Below are 17,092 nucleotides of genomic sequence, written 5' to 3'. Positions count from 1 at the left end.
TATGGAGTTATATATGAAAAAAGACGTCATCCTGGTCCTCGACTGCGGCGCCACCAACGTGCGGGCGATTGCCGTTGACCGACAAGGAAAAATTATTGCCCGTGCCGCCACCGCAAACGCCAGCGATATTGCCGTGGAGAACAGCGCCTGGCACCAGTGGTCGCTGGAGGCCATTGTGCAACGCTTCGCACAGTGCTGTCGGCAGATTCGCGACAAACTGTCATCCTGCAAAATACGCGGCATCACGGTCACCACCTTCGGCGTCGATGGCGCGCTGGTTGATGAACACGGCGAGCTGCTCTATCCGGTCATCAGCTGGAAATGCCCGCGCACCGCGGCCGTTATGGAAAGTATCAGCCGTTTTATGCCCCCGCAGCAGCTCCAGCAAATCTCCGGCGTCGGCGCGTTTAGCTTTAACACCTTGTACAAGCTGATATGGCTAAAAGAGAACCACCCGCAGCTGCTGGAGCAGGCCCACGCCTGGCTGTTTATTTCCTCGCTCATCAATCATCATCTGAGCGGGGAGTTCACCACCGATATCACTATGGCGGGCACCAGCCAGATGCTGGACATCCACCAGCGGAATTTCAGCACGGAAATCTTACAAGCCACCGGCCTGCCGCGCCGCCTCTTTCCTCGCCTGGTCGAAGCGGGCGAGAAAATAGGCACGTTGCAATCTGATGCCGCGAACTTACTGGGATTACCCGCAGGTATTCCAGTTATCTCCGCCGGACACGACACCCAGTTCGCGCTATTTGGCGCGGGCGCAGAGCAGGATGAACCGGTGCTCTCATCCGGCACCTGGGAAATCCTGATGGTGCGCAGCGCCCAGGTCAACACGCCGCTGCTTAGCCACTATGCAGGCTCCACCTGCGAGCTGGATAGCCTGGCAGGGCTGTATAACCCCGGCATGCAGTGGCTGGCCTCCGGCGTGCTCGAATGGGTGCGCAAGCTGCTGTGGACGTCGGAAACGCCGTGGCAGACGCTGATTGAAGAAGCGCGGGTTATTCCTGAGGGTGCTGAAGGCGTGAAGATGCAGTGCGACCTGCTCGCCTGCCAAAACGCGGGCTGGCAGGGCGTGACGCTCAACACCACTCGCGGTCATTTCTATCGCGCTGCGCTGGAAGGGTTAACGGAGCAGCTTGCGCGCAACCTGCAAACGCTACAAAAAATTGGCCACTTTAAAGCGACCGAACTGCTGCTGGTTGGCGGCGGCAGCCGTAACGCGCTGTGGAATCAGATTAAAGCCAATATGCTCGATATTCCGATTAAGGTGCTGGATGATGCCGAAACCACCGTGGCCGGAGCGGCAATGTTCGGCTGGTACGGCGTCGGTGAATTTACCAGCCCGGAACAGGCCAGAGCACAGGTGAGCTACGAATACCGTTATTTTTATCCGCAAACCGAACCCGAACTGATTGAGGGAATTTGAGATGCTAAAGACTATTTCACCGTTAATCTCTCCAGAACTGCTGAAAGTGCTGGCGGAAATGGGGCATGGGGATGAGATCATTTTTTCCGATGCCCACTTCCCGGCGCACAGCATGGGGCCGCAGGTGATTCGCGCCGACGGGCTGTTAGTTAGCGATCTGTTGAAAGCCATTATTCCGTTATTTGAACTCGACAGCTACGCCCCACCGCTGGTGATGATGGCTGCGGTAGAAGGCGATACGCTCGACCCGCAGGTTGAAACGCGCTATCGCGATGCGCTTTCAGGCTCTGCACCCTGCCCGGATATCACCCGCATCGACCGCTTTGCCTTCTACGAGCGGGCGCAAAAAGCCTTTGCGATCGTTATCACAGGTGAGCGTGCCAAGTACGGGAATATTCTTTTAAAAAAAGGGGTAACGCCGTAATCTCATGCCGCAGCGCCCGTCCAATGCGGGCGCTCATCGAACGCCAGGGTGAGAAAAATGAAAGCGGCACGACAGCAAGCGATTCTAGACCTGCTCATGAACCATACCAGCCTGACCACCGAAGCCTTATCACTACAGCTTAACGTCAGCCGGGAAACCATTCGTCGCGACCTCAGCGAACTCCAGTCCCAGGGGAAAGTGCTGCGCAACCACGGTAGGGCAAAAGTGATTCATCGGGAAAACCAGGACAGCGGCGACCCTTTTCACATCCGTCTTAAAAGCCATTACGCCCACAAGGCAGATATCGCGCGTGAAGCCCTTGCCTGGATAGAAGGAGGGATGGTTATCGCCCTTGATGCCAGCTCAACCTGCTGGTATCTGGCCCGTCAACTGCCGGATATCGACCTTCATGTGTTTACCAATAGCCAGCCGATTTGCCAGGAATTGAGCAAGCGCGAAAATATTCAGCTCACCTGCTCCGGCGGTACGCTCCAGCGCAAATATGGCTGTTACGTCAGCTCGTCGCTTATCTCGCAGCTCAAATCGCTGGAAATCGACTTGTTTATTTTTTCGTGTGAAGGCATCGACAGCGACGGCGCGCTTTGGGACTCGAATACGGTCAATGCCGATTTTAAATCGCTGCTGCTGAAGCGGGCTTCGCAATCATTACTGCTGATTGATAAGAGCAAATTTAATCGTTCGGGGGAGGCACGGATCGGCCATCTGAATGATGTGACGCATATTGTTTCTGATGTATCGCAGTCATAACAGCTATTTGCAGCGCCGGATAATAGCTTAACGCTTTATCCGGCCTGCAAAATCGACAAAACTAGCGTTCGTCGCGACGACCACCGACAGCAGCCCACAGGCGGCGCACATGAACGGTCACTTCTTCGCGATCGTGATACAGCTGGCGCGCCTGGATTTGCGCGTTAATACCGTGCTCGTCCAGTTGCTCCTGGATATAAGCCAGGTTGCGCGATAGCTCTTCATAGCGTTTTTTCATCGGCAGTTTAAGGTTAAAGATGGTTTCACGACACCAGCCGTTCACCAGCCACTGCGCCATCAGCGCCGCCACTTTCGCCGGTTTTTCTACCATATCGCACACCATCCAGGAGATGTTGTTGCGCGTTGGGCGATACTTGAAGCCATCCTCACGCAGCCATGTGACCTGCCCGGTGTCCATCAGGCTCTGCGCCATCGGACCGTTATCCACCGAGGAAACCCACATATTTCGTTTGACCAGCTGATAGGTCCAACCGCCGGGGCAAGCCCCGAGGTCTACCGCGTACATGCCGTTCGCCAGGCGCTCATCCCACTCATCCGCCGGAATAAAAACGTGAAACGCTTCTTCCAGCTTAAGGGTTGAGCGGCTTGGCGCATCGGATGGAAACTTAAGTCGCGGAATACCCATATAGAACGGCGAGTTGTTATTGGACAACGAATAGCCGGTATAGCAGCAGCCGGGGGCGATAAAGAACACATGCACCACCGGACGTTTCGGCGTTTCATAGTTGGTCAACACCCCCGCCTCGCGCAGCGCCGCACGCAGCGGTACCGTAAACTTACGGCAGAACTTCATCAGCTCTTTGCTTTCGTTGGTATCAGCGACCTCAACGCGCAGCTCGCCGCCTTTTTCGACCACGCCCTGCAGCATCCCGACAATCGGGGTGATCCTGTCTTCCGGCGGCAGGTCGCGCAGCAGCTCGCTGACAACAAACATCTGACGAGCAAACACCAGCGAACTGAACGGCAATTCACGCACCAGCTTTTCGCCGTCTTCGGCCTGATAGCACTCAAAAATCACATAGCCGGAGTCGTCTTTGACTCGGGCAAAACCAAATACCTCAAGGCGGCCAGCCTTATCGGTAATTTCTGCTGCGCACTCTTTCTCAAACCCAGGGCGACAATAGAGGACAACTTTATTCATGAACAACGCCCTTACGTTTCAGACGAATTGCACCAATTAACATTAATACCCAACCGGCGAGGAAGCAGACGCCTCCCACCGGCGTAACGAACGCCCACAGGCGTAAATGCGACAACGCCAGACAGTACAGACTGCCGCTAAAAAGAACGGTACCGAGCGCCATAAACACGCTACTCCAGTAAAACCAGATGCTGATACGGCGCTGCATCGCCACCGCCAGACCAAAAATTGCCAGCGTGTGGAAAGCCTGATATTGCAGGCCGGTATGGATCCAGCCCATTTCCACAACGCCCATCGTTTTACTTAAAACATGCGCACCAAAAGCGCCCAGAGCCACAAAGATAAAACCGCTTATCGCGGCGAATATCAGCATAAAACGGCTGGTCATGTGATTACCCTACAATGATTTATTGTTCGTAACGAAAGCGAAATTTTTCTTGTTCATTAGCCGCTTTGGCCAGAATCCACTGGCGGAAGGCGGCTATTTTACCCAGTTCAGCCTGACTGTCATGACAAACGAGATAAAACGCATTCTTGCTGACCAGAACATCATTAAACGGGCAGACCAAACGGCCTGCCTCAATCTCGGACTGCGCCATCACGTTGTTGGCCAGAGCGACACCTTGTCCATGGATTGCGGCCTGCAGCACCATTGCGCTGTGGCTAAAAATCGGTCCCTGTTGCACATTAATATGGTTTAGACCCAACTGGCGGGTATAAGTTTGCCAGTCGCGACGGGAAGCATCGTGTAACAGCGTATGTTGCGCCAGATCGGCAGGTGTTTTCAACGCTTTGTCACCGGTAAGCAACAATGGCGAGCAAACCGGGAGCAGATATTCGGCGTATAATTTTTCAACGCGCAGCCCCGGCCAGTTGCCGCGACCATAAAAAATCGCCACGTCAACATCATCCGCCAGCTTGTCTTCCTGACGGTCTACCGCCTGGATTCTGACATCGATTCCCGGATAAGCTGAGTTAAAGCTTGTGAGTCTCGGCACCAGCCACTGTATGGCAAAACTGGGCAGCATACTGACGGTCAACGCCCCTTTTGCACTTCGAGCCTGAAGCTTGCGGGTCGCCTCGGTGAGCTGGGAAAAAATCTCTTTAATATCCTGAAAATAGCTCTGTCCCTCTTCCGTCAAAAGAAGAGAACGATTGCGTCGACGGAACAGCTTGAGGCCGAGGAAATCCTCCAGGGACTTGATTTGGTGGCTGACTGCGGCCTGGGTCACAAAAAGCTCATCGGCGGCGCGAGTGAAGCTGAGATGACGTGCGGCTGCATCAAAAACACGTAATGCATTCAGAGGTGGCAAACGCTTTGACATAGTTATTCTGGCTTAGATGTTAAGGCAATTTAACAAACAGGAAACAACAGTTAACCTATTAGTTTTTTTTATCTGAGCCATTATAATTTGTCCGTTGAGGTTCTACCAGCAAATACCTATAGTGGCGGCACTTCCTGAGCCGGAACGAAGAGCTTTTTTTGGAATGCGTGTTCCAACAAGCTTTTGGCTTACGGTTGTGATGTTGTGTTGTTGTGTTTGCAATTGGTCTGTGTGTGCGGACCATGGTAGCTAAGCTACCCCTTTTTCACTTCCTGTACATTTACCCTGTCTGTCCATAGTGATTTAATGTAGCACCGCAATGCGCGGTGCTTTTTTTTTTTTGCCCAAACATCACCACACTATCTTTGTCCCCCTCTTACCAGCCTTGCCCTTATGGGGAAAGTGCGCGACGATCCTGGTATCGACACGAGGAATTCCATGAACGCATTCAACCCCGTCCAATTTCGCGCCCAGTTTCCGGCGCTGGCCGATGCTGGCGTCTATCTTGATAGCGCAGCAACGGCGCTTAAGCCGCTGGCGGTGATCGAGGCCAGCGACCAGTTTTATCGCCTCAGCGCGGGTAACGTCCACCGAAGCCAGTTCGCTGCGGCTCAGCGCTTAACCGAACGCTATGAAGACGCACGCGAGCGCGTGGCGGCGTTGCTTAACGCCCCTTCCGGCAAAGATATCGTCTGGACGCGCGGCACCACTGAGGCCATCAATATGGTGGCGCAGAGCTACGTCCGTCCGCGCCTGAAGCCGGGCGATGAAATTATCGTCAGCGAAGCGGAGCATCACGCCAATCTGGTTCCGTGGCTGATGGTCGCAGAGCAAACCGGCGCGCGGGTAGTGAAGCTGCCACTGGCTAGCAATCACCTGCCGGACGTAGCTGCTCTGGGCACGCTCATCACCCCACGTAGCCGGGTGCTGGCTATCGGCCAGATGTCCAACGTCACCGGCGGCTGTCCGGATCTGGCGTTGGCGATTGGTCTGGCCCACGCTGCCAATATGGTAGTGATGGTGGACGGTGCGCAGGGCGCGGTGCATTTCCCGGCGGACGTGCAGGCGCTGGATATCGACTTTTATGCCTTCTCGGGTCATAAGCTTTACGGGCCAACCGGCATCGGCGCGCTGTATGGCAAAAGCGAGCTGCTGGCAGAGATGTCGCCCTGGCTCGGCGGCGGGAAAATGATTACTGAAGTCACCTTCGACGGCTTCAAAATCCAGCCTGCGCCTTATCGCTTCGAAGCCGGAACGCCAAATATTGCCGGAGTGATTGGCCTGAGCGCGGCGCTGGAGTGGCTGGAAGAGACGGATATCGCGCAGGCGGAAAACTGGAGCCGTAGTCTGGCGACGCTGGCAGAAGACGAACTGGCGAAACGCCCGGGCTTTCGGTCTTTCCGCTGCCAGGACTCCAGTCTGCTGGCGTTTGATTTTGCCGGTGTTCACCATAGCGATATGGTGACGCTGCTGGCGGAATCGGGCATCGCGCTGCGCGCTGGTCAGCACTGCGCCCAGCCGCTACTGGCGGCGCTTGGCGTCAGCGGTACCCTGCGAGCCTCGTTCGCACCTTATAATACGCAAGACGATGTTTACGCGCTGGTGCACGCCGTTGACCGCGCTCTGCAAATACTGGTGGAATAATGACGACTTCTCACCCTTTTGGTACCCGCATCACCGAAGAGGCCTTACGTCAGACCTTTACCCCGCTCAGCCAGTGGGAAGATAAATATCGCCAGCTGATTTTATTGGGTAAGCAGCTTCCTGCGCTGCCTGATGACCTGAAAGCACAGGCGAAAGAGATTGCCGGGTGTGAAAACCGCGTCTGGCTGGGCTATTTCATTGATGCCGAGGGCAAACTGCATTTCTACGGCGATAGCGAAGGCCGCATCGTGCGCGGCATGCTGGCGGTGCTATTGACCGCCATTGAAGGGAAAGGAGCTGGCGAGCTGCTGGCAAGCGATCCGCTGGCGCTGTTTGATGAGTTAGGGCTTCGTGGCCAGCTGAGCGCCTCGCGCAGCCAGGGATTAAATGCGCTGAGCGAAGCTGTTCTCACCGCCGCCCGCGAGACTTAAGCTCACCCCGGGGGCGGCGCTTGACGCGCCTTGCCCGGGCTACGGGTTGGTGCGGTTTTGTAGCCCGGACAGGTGCGCAGCACCGCCTCCGGGAATCTACGCTGTCTGCCGCGCCGCCTTCGCCAGCATTTTCTTCAGCGCATGAGAGACAGCGACAAAACCAAAGGTTGCGGTCACCATCGTCGCCGCGCCAAATCCAGATGCGCAATCCATCCGTTTCGGACCCTCAGCGGTGCTTTTCATCGCACATACGCTGCCGTCTGCCTGCGGATAAACCAGCGCCTCGGTGGAAAAAACGCAATCCACGCCGAGTTTACCTTTACTATTCTTCACTACCCCGAACTGGCTCTTCAGGCGCTCGCGCAGCTTTGCCGCCAGCGGATCCTGGATAGTTTTCGCCAGATCCGCGACCTGAATTTGCGTCGGGTCGATTTGCCCGCCCGCACCACCGGTGGTCACCAGCGGCACCTTATTACGCCGACAATAAGCGATTAGCGCCGCTTTCGGGCGCACGCTGTCGATAGCGTCAATCACGTAGCTGAAACCCACACCCAGATACTCAGCGACGTTTTCCGGGGTCACAAAATCATCCACCACCGTCACCCGACACTCAGGATTGATCAGGCGAATGCGCTCTGCCATCACCTCGGCTTTCGCCAGCCCGACGTTGCCGCCGAGCGCGTGAACCTGGCGATTGGTGTTGGTCACGCAGACATCATCCATATCGATAAGGGTGATCGCGCCAATCCCGGTTCTCGCCAGCGCTTCGGCCGCCCAGGAACCTACGCCGCCGATGCCGACCACGCAGACATGTGCGTCGGCAAAACATTGCAGCGCCTTTTCACCATATAAACGCGCCGTGCCGCCAAAACGCTGGCGCCAGGCATCGCTGATTACAACAGACATAGAACCTCAGAATAAGTGGGCATTCCCGGGTCGCGGCGCAAGCGCCTTACCCGGGCTACAAAATATCGGCCAGGTGTGCGTTAACCGCTAAAGACGTTACCCGCGCCCGGCGCGTTTTTCAGCACCCACACGCGGCCATAGTGGTTATACCAACCGGCACGATGTCCAGCATCCGGGCCAATGCCCTGGTAAATATCAAAGTGCTGGCCCTTAATCGCACCGCCGACGTCCAGAGCAACCATTAAGCGCAGCTCGTACTGACCGTTAAACTTACCGTTATTATCCAGCAGCGGCACTTCCGCCAGCAGCGTGGTTCCCGCAGGAATAATCGAACGGTCAGAAGCCACCGACGCGCGGCCAATCAGCGGCACCGCGCTGGCGCCTTTCACCGGCGCGAAAGACTGGGGCTTAAAGAAGACGAACGACGGGTTCTGCTCCAGCAGCTCGCGCACCTCCGCCTCGCTGTGTTTTTCACCCCATTCGCGGATCGCCTGCATCGACATATCTTCACGCTTCACTTCGCCGCGATCGATTAGCACTTTACCGATGCTGTAATACGACCAGCCGTTTTTCCCGGCATAGCTAAAGAAGTTCAGCGGCGAGCCGTCGCCAAAGTCGATATAGCCGCTGCCCTGCACGTCCATGATAAAGTTGTCCATCAGCGAGTTGCTGTAGGCCAGGATGTAGTTGTCGCTCAGAGCGCCCGCGTAAATGCTGGCGCGGGAGGGCAGCTTACCGCGCTTCGGCGGCATACGGTAAATCGGGTACTGGAACTCGCCCTGACGCGTGTGGCGCGCCTGCACCACCGGCGTATAGTAGCCGGTAAACTGGACGTTACCGTAGTTATCCGTGCCCTGCATCTGCCAGGCATCAAGACCAAACTGGCTCAGCGTGCGGGTATCACCGCCGGAGCGCAGCCAATCCTGAATCGCATTATAAACGTTGCTCTGGCTGGTATAGAGGCGCGGAGAGGCACTGCGAATCTGACTCACCTGTTCGGAGAAATCGCCAGCGTTAATCGGCGAGCCTACCGCATCAGGTTGGTTAACCAATGAAAACGGCTGGGTGAGTTTACCTTCATTATACTGCTGACCGCGATCGGTCGGTTTTGAGGAACAGGCGGCCAGCATTGCCAGCATTGCCCCTGTTACTGCGTATTTTGCCCAACGTCCTTTCATGGTATCTCTTCTTTATGCTGCTAAGCCCGGGTGCGTGATGAAGATAACAAACCCCCAGGGCTAATGAAATGCGCTTACGCACCGCAAAAGCAGTTTTGCGCAAAAAACAGACGGGAAGTGCTTATGTATGCACCATTTTTTACAAAATTGACGATTTATGTCAAAAAGGGTTGCATCAAAACGTTAGCGGAGTATAGTGCGCATCCACGGACGCGGGGTGGAGCAGCCTGGTAGCTCGTCGGGCTCATAACCCGAAGGTCGTCAGTTCAAATCTGGCCCCCGCAACCAATTAAAATTTGATGAAGTACAAGCAGTACGGTGACGCGGGGTGGAGCAGCCTGGTAGCTCGTCGGGCTCATAACCCGAAGGTCGTCGGTTCAAATCCGGCCCCCGCAACCAATCAAAATTTAATACAATATAAGCAGTACGGTGACGCGGGGTGGAGCAGCCTGGTAGCTCGTCGGGCTCATAACCCGAAGGTCGTCGGTTCAAATCCGGCCCCCGCAACCAACATTATAAACACCCTCAAGGGTGTTTTTTTGTTTCTGCGTTCCGCAAACCTCAGACCTTTCACGGGAACGGCTTAGCACCGTCCCCGCAAATCTCCTCAGCCTTTTGGCAAAACAATATTGCTCGCCGCCAGCATGCCCATATCGTGGTACATCGCACAGGCCGCTTCGACGATTGGCATAGCCAGCGCCGCGCCGCTGCCTTCCCCCAGACGCATACCCATATTGAGATACGGATCCAGCTCCAGATGCATCAGCGCAGTGCGTGCGCCCTTCTCTGCCGAATAGTGCGACGGTATCAGGTAGGGTTTCACTTCCGGCGCAATCCGACACGCCGCCAGCGCCGCCGCGTAAGACAGGAAGCCATCGAGCAGCACCGGCAACCCGCAGGAAGCCGCACCCAGCATCACGCCCGCCATGCCCAATAAATCAAAACCGCCCACCTTCGCCAGCACGTCCAGACCATCATGCGGATCGGGTTGGTTGACGGCGATAGCCCTGCGCACCACGTCCACTTTATTGCCCATTTTAGCCAACGGCAGATTGGCGCCAATCCCCACCACCTCCTGCGCGTCGCTATCGGTCAGAACGCTGACAATCGCCGCCGCCGGGGTGGTATTCGCCATCCCCAGCTCGCCAACGCCAAACAGCGTGACGCCATCTTCCGCCAGCCCACGGGTATAGCGAATCACCTCCAGCAACAGCTCTTCGGCCTGACCACGGCTCATTGCCGGGCCGACGGCGATATTGCCGCAGCCGCGCGCCACGCGCATATTGATAACGCCAGGAATAAGTTCGGCATCGATCCCGACGTCAATCACGTGCATCTTCGCGCCCGCCTGCGCCGCCAGCACGCAAACGCCGGTTTTCCCCAGGGTCATATTCGCCGCCTGAATCGCGGTCACCGCTTTAGGCGAGATAGCAACTCCTTCGTTCCACACGCCGTGGTCGGCACACATCACCAGCAGCGCCTTCTTTTTCACCTGCGGGACGCCTTCAAGACCAGGCATTCCCGCCAGCTGTATGGCAAGGTCTTCAAGGCGTCCAAGGCTTCCCGGCGGCTTGAGCAGGCCATCAATGTGAAGTTGCGCGCGCGCCATCGCATTTTCATCAAGCGCGGGGATCGCGCCCAGTAGAGAGGTTAAGCTTTGCATAGGATTCTCATCATGTTGGCTGGCTCACGGCAGAGCCAGCAGGAAGAATAACTCCCGGTACGGAGCGCCTGTTTATTTAATTTTCACGCCGATGCCCGACACCACCAGCCAGACCTCATCCGCCGCCGCCGCAAGGCGCTGATTCACCCGCCCGGCGATATCGCGGAAATGGCGGGCCAGACGGTTTTCCGGCACGATCCCCATCCCCACCTCGTTGGTTACCAGCACCACGTGAGCCGGGCAGCGCTGACAGGCGGCAATCAGCACCGCGATTTCGGCGTCAATAGCCCGCTCCATCGCCGCGTAATCCCAGCCGTCTGGCGAGCTGTCGCCCCCCAGCGCAAACAGTAGATTGGTGACCATGGTGGTGATGCATTCCAGCAAAATCGCTTCTTCGGGATGGTTATCCGGCGTTATCAGCTCATCAAGCTGCTGCCAGCGCTCAGCCGTGCGCCAGTGCGCAGGCCTGCCGTCGCGGTGGTGCTGGATCCGCGCCGCCATCTCATCATCAAAAATCTGTGACGTGGCGATATACAGCACCTGCGGCGAGTGGGCGATCAGCGCTTCGGCATGGCGACTTTTACCGCTGCGCGCCCCGCCGGTGACTAAAGTCAGCATACGGGCTCCTGATGTTGACGCATGATGGCGTAGATTTTTCCGATATCGATATGCTGACGCATCGCGTCGGCCAGCAGATCGAACTGCTGGGATTTGTACTGCGCATACTCGAAATCGCTATCCAGCGCCGCCAGTCCTTTACGCTGACGCAGGCCGTTAACCAGCGCGCGGGTGAATTCATCGCTATCAAACAGGCCGTGAAGATAGGTGCCAAACGCCAGGCCATCGTCGCTCACCGCGCCGTCCGCCACGCTCAGCCCGTTTTTATGTAATTGCATCAGCGAGCGGCAGCCGTCGTGCAGCTCGGTCTCGCCCATATGAATTTCATAGCCACGTACGGCAAGTCCTGCCGTTGCCGCCAGCCACTCCGGTAGCGCCGGAGCCATCGTCGCCGTGACCTGAGTCGTGGTTTTATGCTGTGCGAAATAAGTTACGGTATTGAGCAAACCCAGCCCCGGCTGCGTGCCAAGCCCCGATTCCACCTCATCAATAATGGTTTCGCCGAGCATCTGATAGCCACCGCAGATCCCCAGCACCGGCACGCCCTGACGCTGGGCCTGCAGCACCGCGTGCGCCATCCCGCTTTCGCGCAGCCAGAGCAGATCGCCGAGCGTATTTTTGCTGCCCGGCAGGATCACCATATCAACCCCCGCCAGCTCCTGCGGCTGGCGAACATAGCGCACGCGAACGTCCGGCTGCGCCGCCAGCGCGTTGAAGTCGGTAAAGTTGGAAATATGCGGCACCTGAACCACGGCAATCTCAATATCGCGCCTGTCGGTACGCAGGTATTTACCCTTTTGCAGCGCTACACCGTCCTCGTCTTCGAGATCAACATCCAGCCACGGCATCACGCCGAGCACCGGGACGTTGGTCAGCGCTTCTATCTGCTCGATACCCGAGTAAAGCAGCGTCACGTCGCCGCGAAATTTGTTAATGATCACCCCTTTGACCCGCGCACGTTCATGGTCGTGCAGCAGCGCGAGGGTGCCGTAAATGGAGGCGAAGACGCCGCCGCGGTCGATATCCGCCACGAGGATCACCGGGCACTGCGCCATTTCGGCCATGCCCATATTGACGATGTCGCGGTCGCGCAGGTTGATCTCCGCCGGGCTGCCCGCCCCTTCCAGCACCAGCACATCATGTTCGGCGGCCAGACTGTTATAGACCGAAAGGATCTGCTCGCGCAGACGCGGCTTGTATTCGTGATAGCTCACCGCATCCATATCGGTTGCCACCTTGCCCATCAGCACCACCTGCGCTTTGCGGTCGCTGGTCGGTTTAAGCAGCACCGGGTTCATACGCACATCCGGGGCAATGCCCGCAGCTTCAGCCTGGAAAATCTGCGCGCGCCCCATCTCTTTGCCATCCGGCGTGATACCAGAATTGAGCGCCATATTCTGCGATTTAAACGGCGCGGTACGCTGCCCGTCCTGATAAAAAATACGGCACAGACCCGCCACCAGCACGCTTTTACCGACGTCGGAAGCGGTGCCCTGTAACATAATTGCCAGCGTCATGACGCCTCCTTCATTGCATGATTTCGCATCCGCTCAAAAAACTCGCCTTCGGTTTTGCACAGCGGCAGTCCCAGCTGCGCATGCAGCTTCACCAGCCACGGTTGGGTGAGCCCGGCTTGTGTCATCAGCTCGCTGCGGGCAAACACCTCACCGGGTTCGCCGTGTGCCAGCACTTCGCCGCGGCGCAAAACGTAAACCGCATCGCTGACTTCATATATCAGATCGATATCGTGGCTGGAGATCACCACGTGGTTGCCTTGATCGACAATGCGCTTGATGATGTCAATCATCTGCGCGCGCCCGGAAGGATCGAGGCCCGCCGTGGGCTCATCAAGCAGCAAATAGCGTGCCTGCAGCACCAGCGCTCCGGCAATCGCCACGCGTTTTTTCTGCCCGTGGCTCAGGCACTGAATCGGCTGCTGGCGAAAAGGCTGCGCATCAACCAGGGTCAGCGCATCGTCCACCCGGCGGGCGATTTCATCTTCCGCGACGCCCAGGTTGCGCAGGCTGAAGGCGATATCGCTGTCGATATCGGTATAAAAGATCTGCTGATCCGGATCCTGAAATACGGTCGCCACCTGTTGACGCAGCGCCAGCAGGCCGCGCTTGCCATAATCCAGCGGCTTCCCTTGCCACAACACCGCCCCTTTTTGCGGGCGCAGCAGGCCGCTCAGGTTCATAAAAAGCGTGGATTTTCCGCAGCCGTTTGCCCCTACCAGCCCGGTCACGGAGTGGTGAGAAAAATCCAGCGTCAGCCCCTTCAGCACCGGCTCATCCTGATAGCGAAACCAGAGATCGGTCGTGGCAAGCATACTTATCCTTAGAGGTGAAAATCACCCTGGTACAGTTTGATATCCAGCGTGGTGCTCATTTGTTGGTAGCGGATCATCACACGGGTAAACAGCAACCCCACCAGCATCGCCAGCGAACGGTAGCCTTTCGGCACGCTACGGTAGCCAAATCGCAAAGTTTGCGCACGATGAATCGCCAGCGCTTCGTCCAACAGAATAAAAATAAAGCGCCAGGTCAGCAGGATTTGTTCGGTCAACAGTCGTGGTACCCGACCGCGCTTAAGCAGCAAAATCAGCTGCGGGAACGGCAGATTCAGCACCAGCCAAAAGGTGGATGCCAGCGCCGCCAGGCTGCGCCAGAAGGTCTCATTAGCGGTGTTCAGCCCCGCAGACGTGATGCCCAGCCAAAAGCTTCCCAACGGAACGCTCACCAGCAGAGCGTGCGGATCGCGGCTGAAGCTAAACAAAATGGTCAGCACACCAATCAGCAGGAAGCCGAACGGCAGCGCCATCCAGCGGCACCAGCGCCACGGCGAAACCCGCAGCAGCCAACAGGTCAAGGCGGCAATCAGCACCATTTCAATCCCCTGCCCCAGCGGGGGCAGGGTAAAAGCCAGCACCATCAGCAGCAGCCAGAACAGAAACTTGCGCTCTGGCGCGACGTGAAACCAGCGGCTCTGATAGCTGAGTCGGTCAAACCCGGTCATCACGGCGTTGTCTGCCTTTGCTGTAGCCCAGAATATAGAAAATCACCGCCGCGCCAAGGGAGCCCTGTAACGTGAACAGCAGACTTTCAATCTCCCCGCTCGCCGGCTCGTACAGCGGCTGGAACCATGGCTCATAGTGCGGTGCGACCACCTGAATCTGGCTCTCCGCTTCACCATCCGAACCGCCAAATTCACCACCGTGATCGATAAAGAATGGCAGGATCACCAGCGCCACCACCATGGCTAACAATATCAGCGTCTTTTTCATGTTAATGCCCCTGTGCGGTCTGCGCGGTGATCAGCTGGCGTTTGGTCAACTGGTCGTAGATCATGACGGTTAGTAACCCCTCAGCGATGGCGATCGGGATCTGCGTCAAGCAGAAGATCCCCATAAATTTGACGATCGAGCCGGTTGCGCCCGCCGTCGGATCCGGGAAGGCCACGCCAAGCTGCACGGAGGTGACAAAGTAGGTCACCAGATCCGCCAGCATCGCGCAGAGAAAGACCCCGACGTCGCGGCGAATCCCCGCGCGACAGGCCATTTTCCACACCATATAACCGACCACCGGCCCAATCACTGCCATCGACATGCCGTTCGCGCCAAGCGTTGTCAGCCCACCGTGCGCCAGCAGCAACGCCTGGAAAAGCAGCACGATAGCGCCAAGGATCGCCACCACGCCCGGTCCGAAGAGGATCACCGCCAGGCCGACGCCAGTCGGGTGCGAACAACTACCAGTGACTGAAGGAATTTTCAGTGCCGAAAGAACAAAAATAAACGCCCCGCACAGCGCCAGCAGTACCTTCTGATTGTTGTCTTCCTGCACGATACGGCGCAGGCGCACCAGCCCATACCACAGGCAAGGTAAAAACAGCACCCACCACGCCAGGGCCCACATCGGCGGTAAAAAGCCCTCCATGATGTGCATAGCGAAGGCCTGCTCGGGCACTATCATCAGTAATAGCGCCGCAGCTAAGCCACTGAAAGACAGCTGTTTTAGCTGTTGTTCAAGTTTCATTCTGCATACTCCCACTGTTTATTGACCAGAATGGTCGAGAAATAAGGTAGCGGCTGGTCGTCGCTGACTTCATCCAGGTGATGCCAGCACTGCTCGCCCGGCAGCGTGGCCTCAGACATCATCAAGGCGGCATCGAGCAGGCCGTTTTTGGCCAGCAGGGCTTTGATACGCGCAAAGCGGCCGTAGACCTTCATCAGCACCAGGCTTTCATGCTGGCGTAGCGCCTGTTCAATTTCTTCTTCCGGCGCGGTACAGGAGATCACCGCCAGCGACTGCTGCTCCATGGCCAGCGGCGTTTTTGAACGCGCGGCGATAGCGGCGAAAGAGGTGACGCCAGGAACAATCTCCAGCCACTCCGGGCAACCGATACGCTGGAGTAAGAACACCCAGGTGCTGAACAGCATGGCATCGCCGAGGGTAATAAACCCAACCTGCTTACCTGCTTCCACTTCATGCACCAGCGCGGCGGCAACTTCATCCCACACCGCCTCTTTTTCCGCACTGTCGGCGCTCATCGGGAAATGGCAACAGCGCACTTCGGTCTGTTCGCCGATATATTCGCGCACGATGGAGAGCGCCAGGCTGTCGCCGCCTTTACGTCCGGCGGGGGCGTAGAGAATATCCAGTTTGCCAAGAATGCGCGCCGCGCGAACGGTAATCAGATCGGACGCGCCCGGCCCGGTGCTCAGGGCATACAGTTTGCCGCTCATGCTGCTTCCTCCATTGCCAGATTCAGCGCCTGCTGCAGGTGGGCGACAAACATTGCACGCACCGCCGGATTTTCTCCCAGCCCGCTAAGCCACGGCGTCGCCGGAATACCGGCGGCATTGAACAGCGTTTTCCAGGAGTCCTCTTCATCGGAGGCCATGTCGTTGATGGCATGATCGCCCGCCACCAGCATCAACGGCATCAGGTGAACACCCGTCACCCCCTGTTGGCGCAGGCTGTCGATAAGAATGTCGACTTCCGGATAGCTCTCGACCGCGCCCACTCGCGCCGGAAAGCGCTGGGCGGTCATCATATGGTCCAGACAGGCGTAGGCGGCGAAAGCGTGATGACTGGCACCGTGCCCCATAAAGACCACCGTTTCTTTCTCAGCAAGCGGCGGCATTTGCTGGCGCAGCGCCTGCATCAGTTGAACATAATCGTCATGGCTGCTCAGCAGCGGCGAGCCCAACGTCAAGCGGGCGAACAGCGGGCGCATGCTTTGCACTTCGCGAACGATCTTTTCGTATTCATCGCCGTTAATGATGTGCAGCGACTGAATCGCCACATCCTGATAGCCCTGTTCGGCGAGCTTCTGCAAAGCCTGCAATGGCGTATCAATCTCGATACCGTCACGCTGCTTGAGCTTGCGAATAATCATCCCGGAGGTAAAGGCGCGAAACGTATCGCGGTCAGGACAGCTGGCCGCCAGCTCACGCTCGCAGGCGACAATGTTCTTTTCACAGGTGTCGGGATAGCTGGTGCCAAAACTGATCACCAGAAGCGCTTTTTTCATTTCTGACTC

General features: G+C 57.2%; 19 protein-coding genes and 3 tRNA genes. 8 read left to right on the top strand and 14 right to left on the bottom strand.

All coding sequences use genetic code 11. The annotated features are described in order from the left end of the window. Positions 1-13: 13 nt before the first annotated feature. From fucK to fucR, 3 genes are read left to right on the top strand one after another with little or no spacing between them, the layout of a single operon-like run. Positions 14-1,432: an L-fuculokinase gene (fucK, locus tag DA718_RS05645; RefSeq protein WP_112213905.1), complete on the top strand. Its 1,419-nt coding sequence runs from the start codon at positions 14-16 to the stop codon at positions 1,430-1,432. A gap of 1 nt (position 1,433) precedes the next feature. Beyond that, positions 1,434-1,856 (top strand): L-fucose mutarotase, encoded by a 423-nt coding sequence (fucU, locus tag DA718_RS05640; RefSeq protein ID WP_112213906.1) that lies wholly within the window; start codon positions 1,434-1,436, stop codon positions 1,854-1,856. A 57-nt stretch (positions 1,857-1,913) separates the two neighbouring features. Next, positions 1,914-2,624: an L-fucose operon activator gene (gene fucR, locus DA718_RS05635; protein WP_112213907.1), complete on the top strand. Its 711-nt coding sequence runs from the start codon at positions 1,914-1,916 to the stop codon at positions 2,622-2,624. A 61-nt stretch (positions 2,625-2,685) separates the two neighbouring features. On the opposite strand, the gene rlmM is transcribed toward fucR, so the two are convergent. The 3 genes from rlmM to gcvA are packed head-to-tail and all read right to left on the bottom strand — an operon-like array spanning position 2,686 to position 5,111. Further along, positions 2,686-3,786, bottom strand: a complete 1,101-nt coding sequence (gene rlmM, locus DA718_RS05630; RefSeq protein WP_112213908.1) for a 23S rRNA (cytidine(2498)-2'-O)-methyltransferase RlmM — start codon at positions 3,784-3,786, stop codon at positions 2,686-2,688. Beyond that, the gene (locus tag DA718_RS05625) at positions 3,779-4,174 is read right to left on the bottom strand and encodes a DUF423 domain-containing protein (RefSeq protein ID WP_112213909.1); all 396 of its coding nucleotides are present in this window, start codon (positions 4,172-4,174) and stop codon (positions 3,779-3,781) included. The genes rlmM and DA718_RS05625 overlap by 8 nt, the downstream gene beginning before the upstream one ends. A 19-nt stretch (positions 4,175-4,193) precedes the next feature. Continuing rightward, complete coding sequence (gene gcvA / locus DA718_RS05620; protein WP_004114967.1) at positions 4,194-5,111, bottom strand: glycine cleavage system transcriptional regulator GcvA; 918 nt, start codon at positions 5,109-5,111, stop codon at positions 4,194-4,196. Positions 5,112-5,549: 438 nt separating this feature from the next. Between gcvA and csdA the strand changes: the two genes are divergently transcribed. Together csdA and csdE are read left to right on the top strand one after the other, a co-directional pair. Beyond that, positions 5,550-6,755 carry a cysteine desulfurase CsdA gene (csdA, locus tag DA718_RS05615; RefSeq protein ID WP_112213910.1) on the top strand — a complete coding sequence of 402 codons (1,206 nt, stop codon included), beginning with the start codon at positions 5,550-5,552 and terminating at the stop codon, positions 6,753-6,755. Continuing rightward, a complete protein-coding gene (csdE, locus tag DA718_RS05610) occupies positions 6,755-7,186 on the top strand; it encodes a cysteine desulfurase sulfur acceptor subunit CsdE (protein ID WP_112213911.1) in 432 nt (143 codons plus the stop codon). Before csdA ends, csdE begins: the two co-directional genes overlap by 1 nt. A gap of 96 nt (positions 7,187-7,282) precedes the next feature. Here the strand turns inward: csdE and tcdA are convergent, their stop codons facing one another. Both tcdA and mltA read right to left on the bottom strand, forming a co-directional pair. Further along, positions 7,283-8,092 carry a tRNA cyclic N6-threonylcarbamoyladenosine(37) synthase TcdA gene (tcdA, locus tag DA718_RS05605; RefSeq protein WP_112213912.1) on the bottom strand — a complete coding sequence of 270 codons (810 nt, stop codon included), beginning with the start codon at positions 8,090-8,092 and terminating at the stop codon, positions 7,283-7,285. 80 nt (positions 8,093-8,172) lie between these two features. Next, complete coding sequence (gene mltA, locus DA718_RS05600; RefSeq protein ID WP_112213913.1) at positions 8,173-9,270, bottom strand: murein transglycosylase A; 1,098 nt, start codon at positions 9,268-9,270, stop codon at positions 8,173-8,175. Between the two features lie 211 nt (positions 9,271-9,481). Here mltA and DA718_RS05595 point away from each other — a divergent pair. The 3 genes from DA718_RS05595 (at position 9,482) to DA718_RS05585 (ending at position 9,780) form a co-directional block, all read left to right on the top strand. Continuing rightward, a tRNA-Met gene (locus DA718_RS05595) sits at positions 9,482-9,558 on the top strand. Positions 9,559-9,592: 34 nt separating this feature from the next. Beyond that, a tRNA-Met gene (locus DA718_RS05590) sits at positions 9,593-9,669 on the top strand. A gap of 34 nt (positions 9,670-9,703) precedes the next feature. Continuing rightward, positions 9,704-9,780 (top strand) — tRNA-Met (locus DA718_RS05585). A gap of 97 nt (positions 9,781-9,877) precedes the next feature. Here the strand turns inward: DA718_RS05585 and cobT are convergent. The 9 genes from cobT to cbiK form a co-directional block, all read right to left on the bottom strand. Beyond that, on the bottom strand, positions 9,878-10,933 hold the full coding sequence (cobT, locus tag DA718_RS05580; RefSeq protein ID WP_112213914.1) for a nicotinate-nucleotide--dimethylbenzimidazole phosphoribosyltransferase: 1,056 nt from the start codon (positions 10,931-10,933) through the stop codon (positions 9,878-9,880). A gap of 72 nt (positions 10,934-11,005) precedes the next feature. Beyond that, the gene (gene cobU, locus DA718_RS05575) at positions 11,006-11,551 is read right to left on the bottom strand and encodes a bifunctional adenosylcobinamide kinase/adenosylcobinamide-phosphate guanylyltransferase (protein WP_110275907.1); all 546 of its coding nucleotides are present in this window, start codon (positions 11,549-11,551) and stop codon (positions 11,006-11,008) included. Further along, complete coding sequence (locus DA718_RS05570; protein ID WP_112213915.1) at positions 11,545-13,068, bottom strand: cobyric acid synthase; 1,524 nt, start codon at positions 13,066-13,068, stop codon at positions 11,545-11,547. The genes cobU and DA718_RS05570 overlap by 7 nt, the downstream gene beginning before the upstream one ends. Beyond that, complete coding sequence (locus DA718_RS05565; RefSeq protein WP_112213916.1) at positions 13,065-13,880, bottom strand: energy-coupling factor ABC transporter ATP-binding protein; 816 nt, start codon at positions 13,878-13,880, stop codon at positions 13,065-13,067. The genes DA718_RS05570 and DA718_RS05565 overlap by 4 nt, the downstream gene beginning before the upstream one ends. Before the next feature lie 8 nt (positions 13,881-13,888). Continuing rightward, positions 13,889-14,566, bottom strand: a complete 678-nt coding sequence (locus tag DA718_RS05560; RefSeq protein WP_112213917.1) for an energy-coupling factor ABC transporter transmembrane protein — start codon at positions 14,564-14,566, stop codon at positions 13,889-13,891. Then, positions 14,553-14,834: an energy-coupling factor ABC transporter substrate-binding protein gene (locus tag DA718_RS05555; protein WP_109212485.1), complete on the bottom strand. Its 282-nt coding sequence runs from the start codon at positions 14,832-14,834 to the stop codon at positions 14,553-14,555. Before DA718_RS05555 ends, DA718_RS05560 begins: the two co-directional genes overlap by 14 nt. Before the next feature lies 1 nt (position 14,835). Further along, a complete protein-coding gene (gene cbiM, locus DA718_RS05550; RefSeq protein ID WP_112213918.1) occupies positions 14,836-15,582 on the bottom strand; it encodes a cobalt ECF transporter S component CbiM in 747 nt (248 codons plus the stop codon). Next, complete coding sequence (locus DA718_RS05545; RefSeq protein ID WP_112213919.1) at positions 15,579-16,292, bottom strand: cobalt-factor II C(20)-methyltransferase; 714 nt, start codon at positions 16,290-16,292, stop codon at positions 15,579-15,581. The genes cbiM and DA718_RS05545 overlap by 4 nt, the downstream gene beginning before the upstream one ends. After that, positions 16,289-17,083: a sirohydrochlorin cobaltochelatase gene (gene cbiK, locus DA718_RS05540; protein WP_112213920.1), complete on the bottom strand. Its 795-nt coding sequence runs from the start codon at positions 17,081-17,083 to the stop codon at positions 16,289-16,291. Before cbiK ends, DA718_RS05545 begins: the two co-directional genes overlap by 4 nt. Positions 17,084-17,092 lie beyond the last annotated feature (9 nt).

Origin of the sequence: Klebsiella huaxiensis (assembly GCF_003261575.2) — a bacterium.
Lineage (GTDB): Bacteria > Pseudomonadota > Gammaproteobacteria > Enterobacterales > Enterobacteriaceae > Klebsiella > Klebsiella huaxiensis.
The sequence above is the reverse complement of the archived record's forward strand: the minus strand, read 5'-3'. Positions and strand labels throughout refer to the sequence as shown.